Annotated in this window: 19 protein-coding genes and 1 pseudogene; 5 read left to right on the top strand and 15 right to left on the bottom strand. The window is 72.5% G+C overall.

Going from position 1 to position 19318, the window contains the following annotated elements:
• Both ACFQ3T_RS22920 and ACFQ3T_RS22925 read right to left on the bottom strand, forming a co-directional pair.
• The coding region (locus ACFQ3T_RS22920; protein ID WP_380725686.1) for a hypothetical protein at window positions 1–213 on the bottom strand (213 nt) is incomplete at its 3' end.
• A gap of 178 nt (window positions 214–391) precedes the next feature.
• Window positions 392–656, bottom strand: a pseudogene (locus ACFQ3T_RS22925) (transposase); the annotation flags it as partial.
• A gap of 418 nt (window positions 657–1074) precedes the next feature.
• On the opposite strand from ACFQ3T_RS22925, the gene ACFQ3T_RS22930 reads away from it, so the two are divergent.
• From ACFQ3T_RS22930 to ACFQ3T_RS22940, 3 genes are read left to right on the top strand one after another with little or no spacing between them, the layout of a single operon-like run.
• On the top strand, window positions 1075–1920 hold the full coding sequence (locus tag ACFQ3T_RS22930) for a metallophosphoesterase family protein (protein ID WP_380725688.1): 846 nt from the start codon (window positions 1075–1077) through the stop codon (window positions 1918–1920).
• On the top strand, window positions 1917–2576 hold the full coding sequence (locus ACFQ3T_RS22935) for a 4'-phosphopantetheinyl transferase family protein (RefSeq protein WP_380725690.1): 660 nt from the start codon (window positions 1917–1919) through the stop codon (window positions 2574–2576). Before ACFQ3T_RS22930 ends, ACFQ3T_RS22935 begins: the two co-directional genes overlap by 4 nt.
• Before the next feature lie 22 nt (window positions 2577–2598).
• Window positions 2599–4077, top strand: coding sequence for a glutamate--cysteine ligase (locus tag ACFQ3T_RS22940; RefSeq protein ID WP_380725692.1), 1479 nt, complete (start codon window positions 2599–2601; stop codon window positions 4075–4077).
• Between the two features lie 45 nt (window positions 4078–4122).
• Here the strand turns inward: ACFQ3T_RS22940 and ACFQ3T_RS22945 are convergent, their stop codons facing one another.
• The 4 genes from ACFQ3T_RS22945 to ACFQ3T_RS22960 form a co-directional block, all read right to left on the bottom strand.
• Complete coding sequence (locus tag ACFQ3T_RS22945) at window positions 4123–5526, bottom strand: cellulase family glycosylhydrolase (protein ID WP_380725694.1); 1404 nt, start codon at window positions 5524–5526, stop codon at window positions 4123–4125.
• A gap of 154 nt (window positions 5527–5680) precedes the next feature.
• Window positions 5681–6124 carry a hypothetical protein gene (locus ACFQ3T_RS22950; protein ID WP_380725695.1) on the bottom strand — a complete coding sequence of 148 codons (444 nt, stop codon included), beginning with the start codon at window positions 6122–6124 and terminating at the stop codon, window positions 5681–5683.
• 145 nt (window positions 6125–6269) lie between these two features.
• A complete protein-coding gene (locus tag ACFQ3T_RS22955) occupies window positions 6270–6677 on the bottom strand; it encodes a hypothetical protein (protein ID WP_380725697.1) in 408 nt (135 codons plus the stop codon).
• A gap of 4 nt (window positions 6678–6681) precedes the next feature.
• Window positions 6682–7230 (bottom strand): TetR/AcrR family transcriptional regulator, encoded by a 549-nt coding sequence (locus ACFQ3T_RS22960; protein WP_380725699.1) that lies wholly within the window; start codon window positions 7228–7230, stop codon window positions 6682–6684.
• 45 nt (window positions 7231–7275) lie between these two features.
• Here ACFQ3T_RS22960 and ACFQ3T_RS22965 point away from each other — a divergent pair, with 45 nt between their 5' ends.
• Window positions 7276–8886, top strand: coding sequence for an AMP-dependent synthetase/ligase (locus ACFQ3T_RS22965; RefSeq protein WP_380725701.1), 1611 nt, complete (start codon window positions 7276–7278; stop codon window positions 8884–8886).
• Here the strand turns inward: ACFQ3T_RS22965 and ACFQ3T_RS22970 are convergent.
• From ACFQ3T_RS22970 to ACFQ3T_RS23005, 8 genes are all read right to left on the bottom strand, one after another.
• Window positions 8850–9572 carry a DUF998 domain-containing protein gene (locus ACFQ3T_RS22970; protein WP_380725703.1) on the bottom strand — a complete coding sequence of 241 codons (723 nt, stop codon included), beginning with the start codon at window positions 9570–9572 and terminating at the stop codon, window positions 8850–8852. The two genes, ACFQ3T_RS22965 and ACFQ3T_RS22970, sit on opposite strands and share 37 nt — an antisense overlap.
• Window positions 9573–9785: 213 nt before the next feature.
• A complete protein-coding gene (locus tag ACFQ3T_RS22975) occupies window positions 9786–10772 on the bottom strand; it encodes a LacI family DNA-binding transcriptional regulator (RefSeq protein ID WP_380725705.1) in 987 nt (328 codons plus the stop codon).
• Window positions 10773–10865: 93 nt separating this feature from the next.
• The gene (locus tag ACFQ3T_RS22980) at window positions 10866–12563 is read right to left on the bottom strand and encodes a discoidin domain-containing protein (protein WP_380725707.1); all 1698 of its coding nucleotides are present in this window, start codon (window positions 12561–12563) and stop codon (window positions 10866–10868) included.
• Window positions 12560–13822 (bottom strand): DUF1996 domain-containing protein, encoded by a 1263-nt coding sequence (locus ACFQ3T_RS22985; RefSeq protein WP_380725709.1) that lies wholly within the window; start codon window positions 13820–13822, stop codon window positions 12560–12562. The genes ACFQ3T_RS22980 and ACFQ3T_RS22985 overlap by 4 nt, the downstream gene beginning before the upstream one ends.
• Before the next feature lie 235 nt (window positions 13823–14057).
• A complete protein-coding gene (gene idi, locus ACFQ3T_RS22990) occupies window positions 14058–14633 on the bottom strand; it encodes an isopentenyl-diphosphate Delta-isomerase (RefSeq protein ID WP_380725711.1) in 576 nt (191 codons plus the stop codon).
• A gap of 24 nt (window positions 14634–14657) precedes the next feature.
• A complete protein-coding gene (locus ACFQ3T_RS22995; RefSeq protein WP_380725713.1) occupies window positions 14658–16013 on the bottom strand; it encodes a class I adenylate-forming enzyme family protein in 1356 nt (451 codons plus the stop codon).
• A gap of 5 nt (window positions 16014–16018) precedes the next feature.
• A complete protein-coding gene (locus tag ACFQ3T_RS23000; RefSeq protein WP_380725715.1) occupies window positions 16019–17092 on the bottom strand; it encodes a 3-dehydroquinate synthase II family protein in 1074 nt (357 codons plus the stop codon).
• A gap of 17 nt (window positions 17093–17109) precedes the next feature.
• Window positions 17110–17907: a 2-amino-3,7-dideoxy-D-threo-hept-6-ulosonate synthase gene (locus tag ACFQ3T_RS23005; RefSeq protein ID WP_380725717.1), complete on the bottom strand. Its 798-nt coding sequence runs from the start codon at window positions 17905–17907 to the stop codon at window positions 17110–17112.
• 170 nt (window positions 17908–18077) lie between these two features.
• On the opposite strand from ACFQ3T_RS23005, the gene ACFQ3T_RS23010 reads away from it, so the two are divergent.
• On the top strand, window positions 18078–19034 hold the full coding sequence (locus ACFQ3T_RS23010; protein WP_380725721.1) for a LysR family transcriptional regulator: 957 nt from the start codon (window positions 18078–18080) through the stop codon (window positions 19032–19034).
• A gap of 8 nt (window positions 19035–19042) precedes the next feature.
• Here the strand turns inward: ACFQ3T_RS23010 and ACFQ3T_RS23015 are convergent.
• Window positions 19043–19318: hypothetical protein (locus ACFQ3T_RS23015; RefSeq protein WP_380725719.1), on the bottom strand; the 276-nt coding region annotated here is incomplete at its 5' end.

Here is a 19318-nt window from a genome sequence, read left to right on the forward strand (position 1 = left end):
GGCGCGGGTCAGGCGGGCGGGGGCTCGGTGGCCCGGCGCGACCGGGACGGCGGCCTCGATCAGGCCCGCGTGCACGAGCGAGCGCGCCGTGGTCGGGTCGCAGAACGGCAACCCGTCCACCCGCACGTCGGGCTCCGCGCTCGCGGTCAGGTCGACCCGGTCGGCGGCGGTCGCCCGCAAGAGCGCGACCTCGCGTCTGGACAGTTCCGGCATGTCAAGCACCTCCGTTGGGACATACGGCGCAACGGGCGTCCCAGTTCACTCCTAGGACGCCCGAGCACACACCGTCGTTCCCCGTTCGTTCATCCAGCGGCGCGGGCGCCGCGCCGTTCCGCCGATTCCAACACCAGGCGCAGCCACTCGGCGTCTTCCACCGCGCCTTCCGCCACGACCCGCCGCAGCCGCAGCCACAGGCCCGCCTCGGTCCACTCCTGGAACCGCCGGTGCACCGTCGGCACGGTCACGCCGAACGTCGGCGGCAGGTGCCGCCACGCGCACCCGCTGGTCAGCACGAACACGATCGCGGTGAACAGCGCCCGGTCCGACACCCGACCGCGGCCGCCGCCCTGCCGGCGCACCTTCGCGGGCGGGATCAGCGGCTCCACGACCGCCCACAGCGACGGCGGCACCAGGCGCACGGCCAGCTGCTCGATCACGTCGGCGTGCGGCGGTCGGGCGGGGGTCTCCGGCGCGCGGCGCACCCACGGCTCCTGCCGCTGCGCGTCACCGCGCTGGCGGGCGCGCAGCAACATGGCCAGGGCGGCGTCGTCGGTGCGCCTCGGCGCGACCGCGGGGTGTGCGTGCTGCTGCACCTGGCGGGCGATCTCCGCGCCCACCGTTCGGCCGAACGGCTGCGCTGGTCGTGCGTAGTTGCTCATCAGGTCCTCCGCCCAGGACTGTCGTGATGCCCATCACGCTAGGAACCGGGACGCCCCCTGGTAAGGGAACGCGCGACGAACGGGAGTGGTCCAGCGTCACGCGGACACCCGCGCTCCGTCGAACGGCAACGCAGGAGCGACGAACGGATGAGCGGTCACTCCCCGCAGCCGGTTCGCCCCGGATACGCTCGATGGTGTGAGCACCGCGCCGCGTCTCCTCGCCACGAGCGACCTCCACGTCACCTACCGGCAGAACCGCGACTTCGTCGAGGCGATCCACCCCCACTCCCCCGACGACTGGCTCATCGTGGCCGGTGACGTGGCGGAGAAGTTCGACGACGTCGAGTGGGCGCTGGGCGTGCTGCGCGGCCGGTTCGCCAAGGTGGTCTGGTCGCCGGGCAACCACGAGCTGTGGACCACCAAGGACGACCCGGCGCAGTCCCGCGGCGAGGTGCGATACAAGCAGCTGGTCGAGCTGTGCCGGAGCATCGACGTGCTCACGCCGGAGGACGAGTTCGCGGTGTTCGAGGGCGCGGGCGGGCCGGTCGCGGTGGCGCCGCTGTTCACCCTCTACGACTACACGTTCCGCCCGGCGGGCACGACGGACAAGGCGTCCGCGCTGGCCGTCGCGCAGGAAGCCGGCGTGATCTGCACGGACGAGTACTTCCTGCACCCGGACCCGTACCCGAACCGGGAGGCGTGGTGCGCGGCGCGGCTGGAGGAGACCGAGCGGCGGTTGCTCGCCGTGGACCCCTCGTTGCGCACCGTGCTGATCAACCACTGGCCCCTCGTGCGCGACCCCACGTTCATCCTGCGGTACCCCGAATTCGCGTTGTGGTGCGGCACCGAGCGCACCGCGGACTGGCACCTGCGGTTCCGCGCGGCGGTGATGGTCTACGGCCACCTGCACATCCCGCGCACGATCCGCAAGGACGGCGTCCGCTTCGACGAGGTGTCGCTCGGCTACCCGCGCGAGTGGCAGCCGCGCGGCTGGACCAAGGCGCCGCTGCTGGACGTGCTGCGCGAGGGGGACGCCCGGTGATCACCGACCTGCTCGCGCCGCCCGTGTCCGCGGTCGACTTCTTCGGCGACCCCGACGGCGTCGTGCTGTTCCCCGAGGAGGAGGAGCACGTCGCGCGCGCCGTGGACAAGCGGCGCCGCGAGTTCGCCACCGGGCGGCACTGCGCGCGCACCGCGCTGGCCGGCCTCGGGTTCCCGCCCGTCCCGGTGCCGCCCGGCTCCCAGCGCGAGCCGACGTGGCCGGACGGGGTCGTGGGCAGCATCACGCACTGCAAGGGCTACCGGGCGGCGGCCGTGGGCCGGACCGCCGACGTGCGGACGATCGGCATCGACGCCGAGCCGAACGAGCCGACGCCCAAGGGCGTGCTGGAGGCCGTCGCGCTGCCCGGGGAGCTGGCCAGGATGGCCGAGCTGCGGGCGGCGAGCGACAAGGTCGCGTGGGACCGGCTGCTGTTCAGCGCCAAGGAGACGGTCTACAAGGCGTGGTTCCCGCTGGCGCGGAAGTGGCTGGGGTTCGAGGATGCGGAGGTGACCATCAACCCGGACGACGGCACGTTCAGCGCGCGCATCCTCGTCGAGGCGCCCGTCGTGGACGGGTTCGCCGTGGACGGGTTCACCGGTCGCTGGCTGGCGCGGGAGGGGTTTGTGGTGACCGCGATCGCGGTACCCGCGCGCTGATCACGGCGGGAAGGGCGGCGGTATGGGCGACGAGGTCGGGCGGCAGGAGTTCACCCGCGATGACCGCACGAGGTACCGCACGAAGGTGCGGCGTTGCCTGGACGTGTTCGCCCGGATGCTGCGCGAGTCGCGGTTCGAGTTCGACCGGCCCACCACCGGGCTGGAGATCGAGCTGAACCTGGTCGACGACCTGGGCGACCCGGCGATGCGCAACGCCGAGGCGTTGGAGGCGATCGCCGACCCGGACTTCGTGACCGAGCTGGGCCAGTGGAACCTGGAGATCAACATCGCGCCCCGGCTGCTGACCGGCGGCGGGATCTCCGAGTTCGAGGACGTGGTGCGGCGGTCACTGAACGAGGCCGAGCACAAGGCGCGCGAGGTCGACTCGCACATGGTGATGATCGGCATCCTGCCGACGTTGCAGCCGAAGCACCTGGCGGTGTCCGCGCTGTCCGGCAACCCGCGGTACGCGCTGCTGAACGAGCAGGTGCTGGCGGCCAGGGGCGAGGACCTGCACATCGCCATCGACGGCGTCGAGCGGTTGCAGCTGACCGCCGACTCGATCGTGCCCGAGGGCGCGTGCACGAGCACGCAGTTCCACCTGCAGGTGTCGCCCGACTCGTTCCCGGCGTACTGGAACGCGGCGCAGGCCATCGCGGGCGTGCAGGTCGCGGTGGGTGCCAACTCGCCGTTCCTGCTCGGCAAGGAGCTGTGGCGGGAGACGCGGATCGCGCTGTTCCAGCAGGCCACGGACACGCGCAGCGTCGAGCTGAAGGAGCAGGGCGTCCGGCCGCGGGTGTGGTTCGGCGAGCGGTGGATCACGTCCATCTTCGACCTGTTCGAGGAGAACGTGCGCTACTTCCCGGCGCTGCTGCCGATCTGCGACGCCGAGGACCCGGTGCAGGTGCTGGAGCGCGGCGACACGCCGTCGTTGGCGGAGCTGCGGCTGCACAACGGCACCATCTACCGCTGGAACCGGCCGGTGTACGACGTCGTGCGCGACCAGCCGCACCTGCGGGTGGAGAACCGGACGCTCCCGGCCGGCCCGACCGTCGTCGACATGCTCGCGAACGGGGCGTTCTACTACGGCCTGGTGCGCATGCTGGCCGAGGAGGAGCGGCCGCTGTGGTCGCAGATGTCGTTCAGCGCGGCCGAGGAGAACTTCACGGCGGGCGCGCGGGCGGGCCTCGACGCGCAGGTGTACTGGCCGGGGCTCGGCACCGTGCCGGTGGCGGAGCTGGTGCTGCGGCGGCTGCTGCCGATGGCGCACGAGGGGCTGGTGCGGCTGAAGGTGGACGAGGCGGAGCGCGACCGGCTGCTCGGCGTGATCGAGCAGCGGTGCCTGACCGGGGTGAACGGCGCGACGTGGCAGGCGAGGGCGTTCCACCACCACTACGACCACACCGCGCTGGACCGGCCCGAGGCGCTCCGGCGGATGCTGCGGACGTACCGGGACCTCATGCACACCAACGAACCCGTGCACACCTGGCCGGTGTCGTGACGCCCCGCCGGGGTGCGGCGCGGACGCCGCACCCCGGACGCGCGGTCAGCTCGTCGGGAAGTTGTCCGGCGTCCGCATGCGGTCGCGGACCCAGATGCCGGCGGGCTTGAGCGGGCCCGTGCCGGTGAAGGTGTTGCCGGCGCACGTGCCCTGCTTGAAGACCGCGCCGGAGCGGAAGTCGTCGGAGAAGTTCCAGTTCGTCCAGCCGATCTTGTTGGCGGCCAGGAAGTCCAGGTACTTCTGGCTGTAGGCGAAGTCGTTGGCGCCGTCGCCGGTGTAGGTCTGGGTGCCGAACTCGGTCACGAAGATCGGGATGCGGGACGCCGCGCGCTGGAGCGCGTTGAAGTACTCGTCCTGGTGCGACGCCGCGTAGAAGTGGAACGTGTACATGAAGTTCGTGGCGTTGATCGGGTTGTCGAGGATGTCCTGCTCGGTCCGCCCGTCGGAGATGCCGAGCGAGCCCCAGCCGTGCGTGCCGACGAACACCACGCCGTCCGGGTCCTGGGCCCGGATCACCGGGATCATCTGCTCCGCGTAGGACTTGATCCCCGCCCACGACACGCCGTTCGGCTCGTTGGCGATGTCGTAGATGATGTTGGTCTTGGCGCGGTGGCGGGACGCGACCTCGGTGAAGAACGTGCGCGCCAACGAGATGTTCGCGTTCGGGTCGCCCGGGGTGAGCTGGTGCCAGTCGACCAGCGCGTACATCCCGCGCCGCGTGGCCTCCTCGATGTACCCGTGCACCATGTCGGTGAACCGGCGCGGGTCGGTCTCGTACCCGCCCTCCTGCACGTACATCGAGATGCGCAGGACGTCGGCGCCCCAGTCGGACGCCAGCGCGTCGAGGGACGCGGTCTTGACGCACTGCGAGTACCACTGGATGCCGTGGGTGCTCATGCCGCGCAGCTGCACAGGCTTGCCGTACTGGTTGCACAGCTTGACCCCGCACACGCGGAGCTGCCCGTTGACGTCGGCGGGACGGCCGACGGCCACCGCGCCGGTGTCGACGGTGACCTTGTCGAGGTTCGGGCCGCCGTGGGCGGTGGTGGCGGTGGCCCGGACGCGGTTCGCGCCGGCGGCCAGGGTGACGGTGGCGGCGCGGGTGCCCCAGGTGCTCCACGCGCCGGTGCCCGCGAACGCCACGCCACCCGCCGCGACGGCGCCGTTGACGGCGATGTCCATCGGCCGGTCGGCGGTGGTCCCGTTGGCGTACCGGAAGGTCAGGGTCGCGGGTCCGGCGGTCGCGGCGGTGACGGTGAACTCGACGTACGCGCCGGTCTCGTTGTCGTAGTTGACGAACCCGCTGCCGGTGTAGCCGGCGTGGTTCGCCTCGGCCAGGCCGTTGGAGATCGTCGCGGTCTCGGCCTGGTGCTCGGTGACGGCGAGCGCCTCCGGCTGGGCCCAGCCGGACACCGGCAGGGCGGCGGGCAGGGCCAGCAGGGCCGCCACGAGAACGGGTCCGCCGAGCCATCGGGGACGGGGTGCCACAAGTGCCTCCCACAAGGGGTCAGGGATGAGGTGATCACGCGGCGGCGGTTCAGTTAGGAAAGTTTCCTATCTGTTGCGTGGATCACAGCACCCCGGCGCACCCGCTGTCAACGGTTCAGGGCGTCGGCACGGCCAAGCGGACCGGACGCGATCGCGCGGCCTGCTGCGGGCTCGGCTGAGGGCTCGGCTGGAGGCCCGGTTGGGGGCACGCCTTCCACGCGGACACCAGCGCGGGCAGCAGCACCTGCCACGGCAGCCGGACCAGCACGTCGTGGCGCACGACCAGCGCCACCCGCGCCACCGGACCGCCGTCGAACCACACCACGCGCAGCGGCGGGCCGCCCGGCACGCCGTCGTCCACGGCGGCGAGCTGCACCAGGCAGGAGGGCAGGCCCACCCGGTGGACGCACGACTCGGCCGTCACGCCGTCCGCGCGCAGCTCCTCGTGCCGGACGAGCAGGGACCGCACGGCGTCGACCAGCCGCCGCTCCCCCAACCCGGCCCGGACCTGCACGGTCAGGCACTCGTACCCGGTGACCGGGACCGGTCGTGTGGCCACTCGGCCCGCCTTTCCTCGACGTCAGGTAAGGCCTACTACCAATCACCGCCGCCGGAGCCGAAGCAGGCCGAAGTGCCGGTGACCGAAGTGCCGGTGACCGAAGTGCCGGGCAGCAAGTCCGAAGCCGGGGTGCCCGAGAGCGCGGCTAGTAGTCGTCCCCGCCGAAGAACGTCTCCTCCAGCCGGTCCGCCGTGCCCGCCAGGAGGGCCAGCGGCTCGGTGAACTCGTGGATGTCGAGGTCCGTGAGCGGCAGGGAGTGCCGCAGCACGACGTGGTCGCCCATGATCGCCGCGCCGCACGCGATGGTCGAGTTGCCGACCTCGGTGAGGAAGGCGTGCAGGTCCACGTGCGCCGCCAGCCCGATCGGCGAGGCGATCTGCACCCACTCGTGCAGCTTGTCGAGCACCTCGCGGACCAGGATGACCACCTGGGTCCGCTCGTCGTCCTCGTCGAACTGCTCGAAGTTGAACAGGATGCGGATCTCGTCCTCGTTCTCCGAGATCACGTCGTAGGTCTCGTGCACGTATGCGGCGAGGTCGCCCCAAGTGGCCATGTGATCACCCTAAGGGGGCGACCGCCGCCCACACCGCATCGGCGACGAAGTCGGCCGCGTCCGCCAGGTCGAATCCGCCCAGCAGATGCCGCCGGGCGCACTCGTGCGCGGGACCCAGCACCACCGGGTCCAGTGCCCACAGCGGCAGCGCGCGCAGCTCGCCGGCCGCCATCCGCTCCGCGAACCAGCGCGCGACCGGCGCGAACGCCTCCGCCTTCGCCGCGGGATCGGCGGTCAGCGGCGCGCCGTACAGGAACCTGGCCCGACCGGGGTGCTCGACGACCCAGTCCAGGTACCGCGCCACCAGCGCCCGCACGGCGGCCTCCGCGTCACCGGCGTCCAGCGCGGGGACCATCGCGGCGACGCAGTGCGCGAAGCTCTCCCCGTACAGCACGGCGAACAGCCCGGCCCGGCTGCCGAAGTGGTGGTAGACGCTGCCGTTGGACACCCCGGAACGGGCGGTCAGCGCGGTGATCGTGACGCCGTCGAGGCCGCGCTCGTCGACCAGCGCGAGCGCCGCGTCGAGCACAGCCCGCTGACCCGTCGATCTCACCGGGTTAGAGTACCGCTCTAGAGCGCCGCTCCCCTGGAGGTCACCGTGGCCCGTTCCATCCCCGATCTGCTGCGCGAACGGGTGGCTGCCACCCCGGACGGCGAGGCGCTGCGCCACCGCACCGGCGACACGTGGACGTCGATGACGTGGGCCGAGGTCGGCGAGCACGTGCGCAAGCGCGCCCTGGGCTTCCGCGAGCTGGGCGTGCGCGACGAGGCGCGGGTGGCGATCATGGCCGCGACGAGCGTCGACTGGATCCTCACCGACCTGGCCGTGCTCGCGGCCGGCGGCGTCACCACGACGATCTACCCGAGCAGCACGCCGGACGTCGTCGCGCACATCGTCCGCGACTCGGAGAGCGTCCTCGTGGTCGCCGACCCGGAGCTGGCGGACAAGGTCGACGCGAAGGTGGTCGCGCCGGACTGGGAGCCCGAGGACGCCGAGGGCGACTACGACGCGATGGTGGACGAGCTGACCCCGGACCGGCTGGCCACGTTGATCTACACGTCCGGCACGACGGGCACGCCCAAGGGCGTCGAGCTGACCCACGACAACTGGCTCCACACCGCGGACGCCATCGCCGAGCTGGGCGTGCTCACCCTCGACGACCTGCACTTCCTGTGGCTGCCGATGTCCCACGCGTTCGGCAAGGTGCTCCAGGTCGGCATGATCGCGACCGGCTCCCCCACCGCCGTGGACGGCGACGTGGACCGGATCGCGGCGAACCTCCAGGAGCTGCGGCCGACCGTGGTCGCCGCCGCGCCGCGGATCTTCGAGAAGATCCACCAGAGGGTCGTCGCGTCCATGCGCGAGGCGGGCGGGGTGAAGGCCAAGCTGTTCGACTGGGCGCTGACCGTGTCGGAGCACCCGGAGTGGAAGCTCCGCCGCAAGATCGCCGACAAGCTCGTGTTCAGCAAGCTCCGGGCGCGCGTCGGCGGCCGCATCAAGTACTTCGTGTCGGGCTCCGCGCCCCTGTCGCTGCCGGTCGGCGAGTTCTTCGAGCGCGCCGGCATCACCATCCTGGAGGGCTACGGCCTCACCGAGTCGTCGGCGGCGTCGTTCGTGAACCGGCCGGGCGCGAACAAGCTCGGCACGGTCGGCCGTCCCCTGCGCGGCACCGAGGTGCGCATCGCCGAGGACGGCGAGGTGCTCATCGGCGGTCGCGGCATCATGCGGGGCTACCACGGCCTCCCGGAGGAGACCGCCGAGACGTTGCGGGACGGCTGGCTGCACACCGGCGACATCGGCGAGCTGGACGACGAGGGCCGGCTGCGCATCACCGACCGGAAGAAGGAGCTGATCAAGACCTCCGGCGGCAAGTACGTGGCGCCGCAGGCGGTGGAGGGCCTGATCAAGGCCAACAGCCCGTACATCGGGAACGTCCTGGTGCACGGCGACCGGCGCAACTACTGCGTCGCGCTGGTCACCATCGACCCCGACCTCGCGCCCGCCGACCTCGACCGGGAGGCGGAGGTGGCGCGGGCCGTCGAGGCGGCCAACGCCAAGCTGGCGCGGCACGAGACGATCAAGAAGTTCGCCGTGGTCCCGGAGGACTTCACGGTGGCCGACGGCACCCTCACCGCGAGCCTGAAGATGCGCCGCAAGGAGATCGAGACGCGCTACCGGGACGTGCTGGAGAGCTTGTACGCGGGCTGAGCGCCGGGCGCGGGGCGGGCCGGGTGGGCGGCCGCGACCGCCCACACCCCCGCCACCAGCACCGCGACCACCTCGGTGAGCACCAGCAGCCGTTCCACGTACCCGAGCGGGATCACCCGCCACCAGGACGTGCCGACGACGGCGTTCACCAGGATCGCGTACAGGATGGGCGTGAAGGCCAGGGCCGACAGCAGGCCGAACCGGAACGTCCAGCGGGCGTGCGCGGCCCACACCGGGTCGCGCAGCCAGGGGCGGGCGAGCAGCACCATGGCGACCGGCAGGGCGATGAACGCGACCATGCTGCCGAAGCGGTGGATGCTGCCGCTCAGGCTCGGTCCGATCGACCAGTCGTTCTTCGGGAAGATCACCACCAGGGTCAGGCCCGCCGACCAGGCGGAGAACGCCAGCGAGCCCGCCGAGTGCCACTTCGCCAAGCCCTGCCGCACCAGCACCGCGAGGATGACCACCGACCCGAGCACGAGCAGCAGGACGCCCGTGTCGAACGCCCAGCGGTACGGACCGAGCGCGTACTCGCTGATCGTGCGGCGCAGGTGCCGGGACGACTCGGTGAGGCGGTAGAGGTCGAGCCCGCCCACCAGGACGACGGTCAGCACGACGGCGGCGGCGCCCCCGAGGGCGGCGAAGCGGGCCGGGGAACGGGTCTGCGCGGGTTCGGCGATCGGCACACCGGACAGAACGGACGGCGACCGGTGTGTTGTTCCGCCGTTCAGCGAATCGACAGCTTCGACAGCGTTCCCACAGCTCCCGCTCAGGTCCGCCGAGGCGGGGTGCCGGGTCGGCTCGACGGCAGCCGGCTCGACGCCGGTGCACCTGGGCGACGCTCAACCGGCGGCCGGCTCGACCGGGGTCAGCTCGACCGGCGGCCGGCTCGACCGGGGTCAGCTCGACCGGCGGACCACGAGCGTCGGCGCGAACACCACCGAGCTGACCGGGCGGTCCGGGCGCTCGACCCGCTGCACCAGCAGGCGGGCCATCTCGGCCGCCATGTCCTCCACCGGCTGCCGCACCGTCGTCAGCGGCGGGTCGCACTCGACCGCGGGGCTGCTGTCGTCGAACCCGACGACCTTGACGTCCTCCGGCACGCGCCGGCCGTGGTCCCGCAGGACGGGCAGCGCGCCGGCCGCCATCAGGTCGGAGGCGATGAACACGCCGTCGACGTCCGCGTCGGCCAGCCGACGGGCCGCCGCCGCGCCGCCCTCGCGGGAGAAGTCACCCTCGACCACCACGGGCTCGGGCAGGCCGTGCCCGGCCACCGCCTCGCGGAACCCGCGCAGCCGGTCCTGACCGGCGGGCGTCTCCAGCGGCCCGGTGATGGTCGCCGGCCGGCGGCAGCCGCGGGACACGAGGTGGTCGGCCGCGAGCGCGCCGCCCGCGGCCTGGTCGACGTCCACGTACGTGATCGGCATCGGCCGGACGGGACGGGCGGCCAGCACGACCGGCAGGTCGGCCTCGATCAGCAGGCGCGGCAGCGGGTCGGCGCCGTGGGTGTGGATGAGGATCACGCCGTCGAGCCGGTTCTGCCGCAGGTCGTCCACCACCTCGCGGTGGTCGCCCGTGGTCAGCACGAGCTGCACGCCCAGCGGCCGGATCACCGGCAGCACGCCCGCGACCACCCGGCCGAAGTACGGGTCGTGCACGGTGCGGCCCTCGTCGGGCAGGACGAGCCCGATCGCGCCCGCCCTCCGGGTGACGAGCGAACGCGCCGCGCGGTTGGGCGTGTACCCGGTGCTGGAGATCGCCTTCTCCACGACCCGGCGCAGCTCGCCGTCCACCGTGGCGACCCCGTTGACGACCCGGGACACCGTGGCCCGGGAGACCCCCGCGATCCGCGCGACCTCTTCCAACGTGACTGGTCTGCGGTCCACGTGAGCCTTTATACCGTCGCCGACCTCCGCCGGACGGGTGCGTCCCCGCGAGGAGAGACCGAGGTCTCCCCGCCGGGGGACGCACCCGACCCGTCACTGGTACACGCGGACGTAGTCGACCAGCATGCGCTGCGGGAAGACCGTGGTGGCGTCCGGCGGTCCGGGCCAGTCACCGCCCACCGCGTTGTTCAGCAGGATGAAGAACGGCTTGTCGAACACCCACGGGCCGCGGGTCGCCTCCACCGTCGCCTTGTCGATGGTGAGGACGGTCACGCCGTCGATGCTGAACACCATGCCCCGGCTGTTCCAGTCCACCCGGAACAGGTGGAACGCGTTGGCGTAGTCCTGGCCGATGTCGCGCATCGCGCCGATGCCGCCGCCGCCGAAGTACGCCGGGCCGTGGATCGTCTGGTACGCCGTGTTCGGCTCGCGGCCCAGGTGCTCCATGATGTCGATCTCGCCGCTCGCGGGCCACGCCGTGCCCTTGAAGATGTCGTTCCCGAGCATCCAGAACGCGGGCCAGAGGCCCTTGGTGCCCGAGACCTTGATGTTCGCCTCGACGCGGCCGTAGGTCCACGACGCCTTGCCCTCGGTGATGAGCCGGGCCGACGTGTACTGGCACGTGCCGCTGCCGCTGACCGGGTCGACCGGGCACGCCGAGCCGGGCGTGACCTCCCGCCTGGCCTCCAGCACCATGTTGCCCGCGCCGTCGGTGAACGCGTTGCGGTTGTCGGTGTAGTACTGGAGCTCGGCGTTCTGCCCGGTGCCGATCTCGGGCCGCCACTTCGCGGCGTCCGGCCGGGTGCCCGCGGGCGCGTTGAACTCGTCGCTCCACACCAGCCGCAGCGGGTTGCCGGGGTCCGGGGCCTGCGGCGGTGGTGGCGTGGGGCTGCCGCCGGTGCCGTAGACCTGGAACTCCCACAGCGAGTAGCCGTACGGGCCGCTGCGCGCGGTGAGGTTCACCCGCACGTACCGACCCGTACCCGAGACGGTGAACGTCTGCTTGAACCCCGTGCCGTTCGTGACGGAGTGGATCGTGGTCCACGTGGTCGCGTTGTCCGAGGTCTGGAGCTGGAACGCGGCGGCGTGCGCCGGGTCCCACTGCACGACCACCTTGCTGATCCGCGCGGACGCGCCCAGGTCGACGTAGATCCAGCCCGGGTCGACCCAGCCCGTGGTGGGGCTGGTGGCCCAGCGGGTGGCCGGGTTGTGGTCGAGCGCCTTCGCGGGGGTGCACGCCGGGCAGGCGCCGTCGTCCTGGAACGACGAGGCGAACGCCGGCTTGTTGTACGAGAGCAGCGCTTCCCCGCCGCCGGTGTTCGTGCCCGTGCGGACGGCGAACTCCCACAGCGACACGCCGTACTGCGTGGCGCGGGCCGTGGTGTGGACGCGGACGTAGCGGCCGGCGCCCGAGAAGGTGAGGTTCTGCGTGCCGCCGGCGCCGGTCGTGGTCTGGAAGACCGTGGTCCACGCCGTGCCGTCGGCGGACACCTGGACCTGGAACGCGGTCGCGTAGGCCGCCTCCCACTGCAACGTCGCGCCGCAGACGTCCCGGCTCGCGCCGAGGTCCACCCGCAACCACTGCGGGTCGCTGAACGCGCTGGACCAGCGCGTGCCGGCGTTGCCGTCCACCGCCGACGCGGCCGTGAACGGGCTGCCCGGCTCCACCGACGACGCGGTCACCGGCGCGTTGAGCGCCGCGTTGGCCGTGCCGCACTCCGCCGCCGCCGCGGTGGGCGTCGGCACGACCAGCGCCGCGAGCAGGGCCACCGCCCCGATCAGCCGCCTCACGGCCGGCCGTCCGCGCCGCACTTGATGATCGGGTTGATGCAGTCGCGCACCCGGCGGGCGAGTTCCGCCTCCGGCCACGCGTTGAAGAAGTCGCCGTGCATGGTGAAACCCGCGCCGGAGGCCAGCCGGAACCGCGCCGGGTCGCCGTTCACGGGGTAGCGCAGCACCTGGCGCAGCTTCGGCACCGGCACCGGGTGGGTGGCCGGGCAGTCCGCGTTCACCGGGTACGCCATGTGGCTCTTGTGGTCCGGCGAGTCCAGGTCGCGGCCGTTCCAGCACTGCGGGAAGTCCAGGTAGGACTCCAGCATCGTGCCCGCCGGGCAGTTCACGAAGTCCTTGGACGCGCCGACGTGCCCGGCGTGCAGGCAGGACCAGCGGGAGATCGTGCTCGCGTCGGGCTGGGTGGCCCGGGCGTTGCCCGCGACGATCCGCAGGCCCAGCGGGAACGGCTTGATGCGCGCGATCACGTCGTCGCGGACGCCTTCGCCGAGGTAGTAGAACGTGGTGCCGGTCGGCTCGACGGGCTGGTTGTCCGCGTACAGCGTCGGCACCCAGTAGGAGGACAGGTCGGTGCCGGGGTTGCAGTTGCTCGTGCCCGCCAGCAGGGACTCCACCGTCGACCGGGCGTTGGTGGTGGTGTTGCCGAAGAAGCTGTGCATGTGCGAGCCGCCGGGCAGGTTCGGCGCGACGATCGGGTCGTCCGGCAGGCGGTGGCTGAACGGGCAGTCGGCCAGGAACTCCGCGACCCGGACGATCGGGCCGCTGGTGTTGCGGACGCCGAACACCTGGAACTCCCACAGCGACACGCCGTACTGCGTCGCGCGGGCGGTCGTGTGGACGCGGACGTGGCGGGTCGTGGCGGAGACCGTGATGTCCTGCACGCCGAGGACGCCCGAGGCCGTGGCGATCGTCGTCCACGCGTTGCCGTCGGCGGAGGTCTGGAGCTGGAACGACCGCGCGTAGGCCGTTTCCCAGTTGAGGCTGACGCGGGTGATCGCGGTGGAGGAGCCGAGGTCGACGCTGATCCACTGCGGGTCGGCGGCGGCGCTGGACCAGCGCGTGCCGGTGTTGCCGTCGACGGCCGCGGCGGCGGGCGTGCCGCCGTGCTCGGTGGAGGAGGCGGACACGGGCCTGCCCTGGGACAGCAGTTCCGGCGCCGCCGAGGCGGGTGAGGGGACGAGGGTGAGCCCGGAGGCGACCAGGGCCGCGCCGGCGAGTGCGGTGACCAGTCGACGCCATCGGCGAGTGGTGGGAACCACGACTCCCCTTTCGTGAACGAGACGAGGGGACAAGGAGGGTTCAGAGAGCGCTCTCACAGCGGAACGTAAGACGACCGCCACGCCGCGTCAAGGAAAGCGGGGAGTTCCGGTCATCCCGGAACCGTGGAGGAGAGAGCGCTCTCTGCGCCCCGGTCCGGTCACGCCTCCGGAGGGAGGGATGACGGGGCTCGGGTGCGTGCGCCGGCGGCCAGGCCGGGGCGGGCAGCGGGGTTGGTCAGAGGCGGGCGGCGGGGGGCAGGTCGGAGGCGGGACCGGTGGGCCAGGCCAGCGGGTCCGGGCCGAGCTTCACCAGCTCCGCCACCTGCAGGGCGCACCACGGCGACACGGGGCGGACGCCCGCCAGCACGGCCGCCGAGAACTCCTCCCACGGCGCCCACTCGAACGAGTCGACCTCGTCCGGGTTGGGCGTCGGGTCACCGGAGACGGCGCCGCGGAACACGGGGCACATCTCGTTCTCGGTGATCCCGTTCTCCATCACCGCCCGGTACCGGAACGCGGGCAGCACGAGGTCGAGCCGCACGTCGGCCAGGCCCAGCTCGTCGGACAGCCGCCGCGTCACGGCCGAGACCACCGACTCGCCCGGCGCGGGGTGGCCGCAGCACGAGTTGGTCCACACCCCCGGCCACGTCTTCTTGTGCAGGGCGCGCCTGGTCAGCAGCAGGCGGCCCGCCGCGTCGAACAGGTACGACGAGAACGCCAGGTGCAGCGGGGTGGACGAGTGGTGCACGGAGGCCTTGTCGGCGACGCCGACCCCGGTTCCGGACTCGTCCAGGAGCACGACTTGTTCCACACGCCCACCCTGCCACACGAACGATCACCGCGCGTCGGCGAGGACCTCGGGGTTGCGCACCAGCTTCCCGGTGGACGTGCGCGGCAACGCCCGCAGCACGTGGACCCGCCGCGGCAGCTTGAACTCCACCAGCCGCTCCGCGCACCACGCGGCCACGTCGTCGGAGGTCAGCGCGTCCGACTCGGTCCCGACGTACGCCTCGACCGCGCCGTCGTGCACCGCGATCGCCTCGGTGACCAGCGGGTGGGACCGCAGCGCCGCCTCGACCTCGGTCAGGTCGACGTTGAAGCCCTGCACCATGACCAGCGAGTCGGCCCGGCCCAGCAGCACGAGGTTGCCGTCCGCGTCGAACTCGCCCCGGTCACCCGTGCGCAACCACCCGTCCGAGTACCGGGACGGCCCGTCCTCGTGCAGGTACGGCGACTCGTCGAGCGCGACCTCGACCAGGCCGTCCCGCACCCTGATCGTGGTGTCGGACAGCGGCCGGCCCACGGACGGCCGGGACGCGCCGCTCACGTCCATCGTCAGCGCGCCGGTCTCCGTGGTGCCGAAGCACTCCCCCACCGGGAACCCGAAGACGGCGGCGAACCGCTCGGCCACCTCCGGCGGCATCAGCTCGCCGCCGGCGAACGCGCCCCGCGCCGAGCGCAGCGCCTCGCCCTCGCCCGTGTCGGCGAGCATGGCGTAGTGGAACGGCTGGCCGCTGAGGAAGTCCACCCGGTGCCGCGCCGCGGTCCTCAGGACGTCCTCGGCGGACGACGGGCGTGCCGCGAACACCAGCTCGACCCCGGCGGAGAGCGCGTGCAGCAGCCCGCCGATCAGGCCGAAGCTGTACGCGGTGTTGCTGAGGACCAGGAACTTCTCGCCCCGGCCCGGCATGCCCTCGGCGGCGGCGAACCGCGCCAGCTCGCGGGCCAGCGACTCCGTGCTCCGGCCCACCACCTTCGGCCGCCCGGTCGAGCCGGACGTGAACTGCACCAGGCGGTGGCCGGTCGCGGCGGGCAGGCCGCCCGGCCACCGCTCGGTGACCAGCTCGTACCGCTCGCGGAACACGCCGGCGAACCGGCTGGACGCGCGCACGGCGAACTGGGGGCGGGTCAGCTCCCGGACCACGGCGACCTCGGCGGGCGTGAGCCGGTGGTCCAGCGACACGACCCTGGCGCCGAGCGTCCACAGCGCCAGCGCCGCCTCCAACTGGGTGAAGCTCGGCGGGACCTGCAGCGCGACCGTGCTGCCCTCCCCCACCCCGGCCGCCGCGAACACGCGCGCCTCGGCGGCGACCGAGGCGCGCAGCGACCCGTGGGTGACGGTGTGGTCGTGGCTGAGCAGCGGCACGTCGTCGCCGTGGCGGCCCAGCAGGTCGGTGACGAACTCTCGCATTCGGGTCAGGTCTCCTTGCAGAACTCGCCGATCGGGATGCCCACGTGCCGCTGCTCGGTCGCGATGTACCCGAGCAGCTCGTCACCCCGTTGCAGCTCGGTGACGTTGCGGACCTTCCCGCCCGGGCCGAGGACCCGCACGTGCCAGTCGTCCTGCACGGTGAGGCTCACCTCGACGCCCTCCGGCGAGTGCGCGGTGATGGTGAGGATCGGGCGCGACTCCAGCTTCGCGCGGCCGACGGTGAGCTTGCGCGTGCGGCCCTCCGAGTCCACCGCGAGCACCGTGCTGCCCGACCGGAGCTCGGACAGGTAGTTGGTGCGGTTGTCCGGGCCGAGCACGTAGGAGTGCAGCGCGCCCGCGTTCACGCGGAACGGCCGGGTGGGCATGTACGGCAGCGGGTGGGTCTCGCTGCAGCACAGGATGAACCCGGACGAGTAGGAGCCGACGAGGATGCCCTCGTCCTCCCGGAAGTGCGAGGCGGTGTCCACGCAGACCCGGTCGCCCAGGCCGTTGTGGGTGATGCCCTCGACCACCAGCGTGGTCAGGTTCAGCGGCGGGGTCGTCGCCTCCAGCAGCCGGGCCAGCTTGAACACGTCGTTCGCGTCGCGCGGCGCGAGGAGCACGCCGTCCGAGCCGTGCTCCAGCACGTCCAGCACGATCGCGGCCTCTTCGAGGTCGGCCACGACGGTGATCAGCTTGCCCGCCGCGCCGTCGGCGGCCGCGATGACGATCTCCAGCGGGATCTTCGTCGGGTCGGCGAACTCCACGACGGTGTGCCCGAGGCGGACCGCCGCCGCGCACGCGAGCTTGAGCGTGCGGTCGTCGCGGACCCGCACGAACGCCGCGTCCGACGTGAGCCGGTCGAGCCGGTCCTGGTCGTCCACGACGACGGTGACCAGGTGCGGGCTGTCCACCGCCTCGTCGGCGACGAGCACGCGGGTGACCGTCGGCGGGAGCGCGTCGAGCAGCGCCGGGTCGTCGGACACGACACCGGCGAGCCGGGCGTGCACGGCGGCGTCCACGACGGCCTCGCGGTGCGCTTCGGGGACGGTTCTGAGGTCGATCCAGGCGAACTTCAACTGTTCTCCAATAAGTGTCATGACTGGGCGACTACGCCCGTCATGGCGCGGACCAGGTCGGACCGGGTGTCGTCGTGGACGATCGACGCGAGCTCGGCGACCAGGGACATCGGCGCGTCCGAGGTGAACACTCGGCGGCCGACGGCGAGGCCGGCGCAGCCGACCGCCATCGCCGTGCGGGCGTGGTCGACCACGCTGACGCCGGTCGCCGGACCGCCCGCGACCAGCACCGGGATCGGGCAGCTGGCGATGACCTCGGCCATCCGCTCGGCGGGCAGGGCGAGGTTCGTCTTGACGATGTCGGCCCCCAGGTCGACGGCGATGTTCACCACGTGCGCGAGCAGCGCGGCGTCGTGGGGATCGGCGATCCGCGGCCCGCGCGGGTAGGCCATGGCGATCAGCGGCACGTTCCACTCGTCGCACGCCTTGGCCACCACGCCGAGGTCGACGAGCTGCCGCTCCTCGGTGTCGGAGCCGATGTTGACGTGCACGCTCACCGCGTCGGCGCCCAGCCGCAGCGCCTCGTCCACCTCGCCGACGAGCACCTTGGCGTTGGTGTCGGCGGCGTGCGCCGTGCCGGCGCTCAGGTGCACCACGAGGGCGCAGCCGGCGAGCACGGCCGGGTCGATCGTCCGAACCCGTCCTTTGTGGACGATGATGGCGTCGGCGCCGCCCACCACGACGGAATCGATCAGCTCGTGCCACCGGTCGCGCGGCACCACCGGGCCGTCGGACACGCTGTGGTCGAGCGGGACGAAGAGGTACCTGTCGTCGCGCGGGCGGGAAAGGCGTCGCAGCCGCAACGCTTTCCTCATAGTGGGTCACACCTCCCCAGGATTTGGTGTCAACGCCCAGCAGGGTGGTGGAACGGGTGAGCCGGAGGGGAGGTGTGAGGTGGCGATAACTCGCCAGTTATGCACCTGTTGGAGCAACGCCCGCGCGTCTTCTCGGCGCGGCGGCTACGCCCTAGGCTGCCGCAGTGAACATGGAGCTCAGGCACCTTCACGTCGTGCTGACCGTGGCGGAGGCGGGCAGCATCAGTCGGGCCGCCTCGCTGTTGAAGATCGCGCAGGCCGGGCTCACCGCCCAGCTGCGCCGGATCGAGCGCGGCTTCGGAGGCCCGTTGTTCGTGCGCCGCACCGACGGCGTCGAGCTCACCGAACTGGGCCGCCACGTCCTGCTGCGCTCACGTGACCTGGTGGAACGGTTCGACGACCTGCTCGTCACGGCGCGGAAGCTCGCCGCGGAGAACGACGACACGGGCATCCGGCTCGGCGGTGTGGCCGGCTCGCCGACGCCGCTGCTCGTGGGCGTCGTGCGGGCGCTGCTGCCGGCCCACCCGCAGACCACGCACATCGAGCGCAACGGCGACGCGGTGCTCGAACTGGTCCGGGCGGGCAGGCTCGACGTCGCGCTCGTCACGGAGTTCCCGCAGAGCCCTCTGCGGATACCCGAAGAGGTCGGCCGGCGGACCGTGGTGACCGAGCCGATGCTCGTCGGGATCGCCGCCGGGCACCGGCTGTCCGGCCGGGCCGAGATCCGGCTGTCCGAGCTCGCCGACGAGGAGTGGGCCGTGCCGGACGAGAGCCACGGCGGTGGGCGGCTCAACCTGCACCTGGCGTGCGAGGCGGCCGGGTTCACGCCGCGGTGCGCGCACTTCGGCGTCGACCCGGCGTCGGCGGCGGAGCTGGTGCGCTCGGGGCACACGGTGGCGTGCTTCTTCCCGACCGGTCACGACCTGCCGGGCGTGCTGCTGAAGCCGATCGTGGGCAACCCCGTGCACCGGCGGGTGATGGTGGTGTGGCGGCGTGACTGCGCGGTGGCGGAGCACGTGGAGGCCATCCACTCCGGGCTGCTGCGCGCGTACCACGAGCGGGTGTGGGTGAACGGCCACCGCACGGCGAAGCTGGCGGCGACCGGGCTCGCCGTGGCGGCGAGCTGACGGGCAGGTCAGCGGTCGCCGTGGCGGAGGACGCTCTCCACCTCGGTGCGGAAGGCGTTGACCCCGTCCTCGCCTTCCGGGGCGCCGTGCGCCTGGAGCAGGTGGAGCAGCGCCACGCCGTCCGCGGACCGCTGGGAGCGGGCGCGGAAGGAGAACGTCGCCTCGTAGACGGTGACGGCGGTGGCCAGGGCCGCGGCGGCGGTCGCCAGGAACGCCCACAGGGCGCGCCGCCCGTCGTCCGCCACGGCCACCGCGCCGAGCACCGCGGCCGCCGTGAAGAGCAG

It is taken from the genome of Saccharothrix hoggarensis, assembly GCF_042678885.1.
GTDB lineage: Bacteria > Actinomycetota > Actinomycetes > Mycobacteriales > Pseudonocardiaceae > Actinosynnema > Actinosynnema hoggarensis.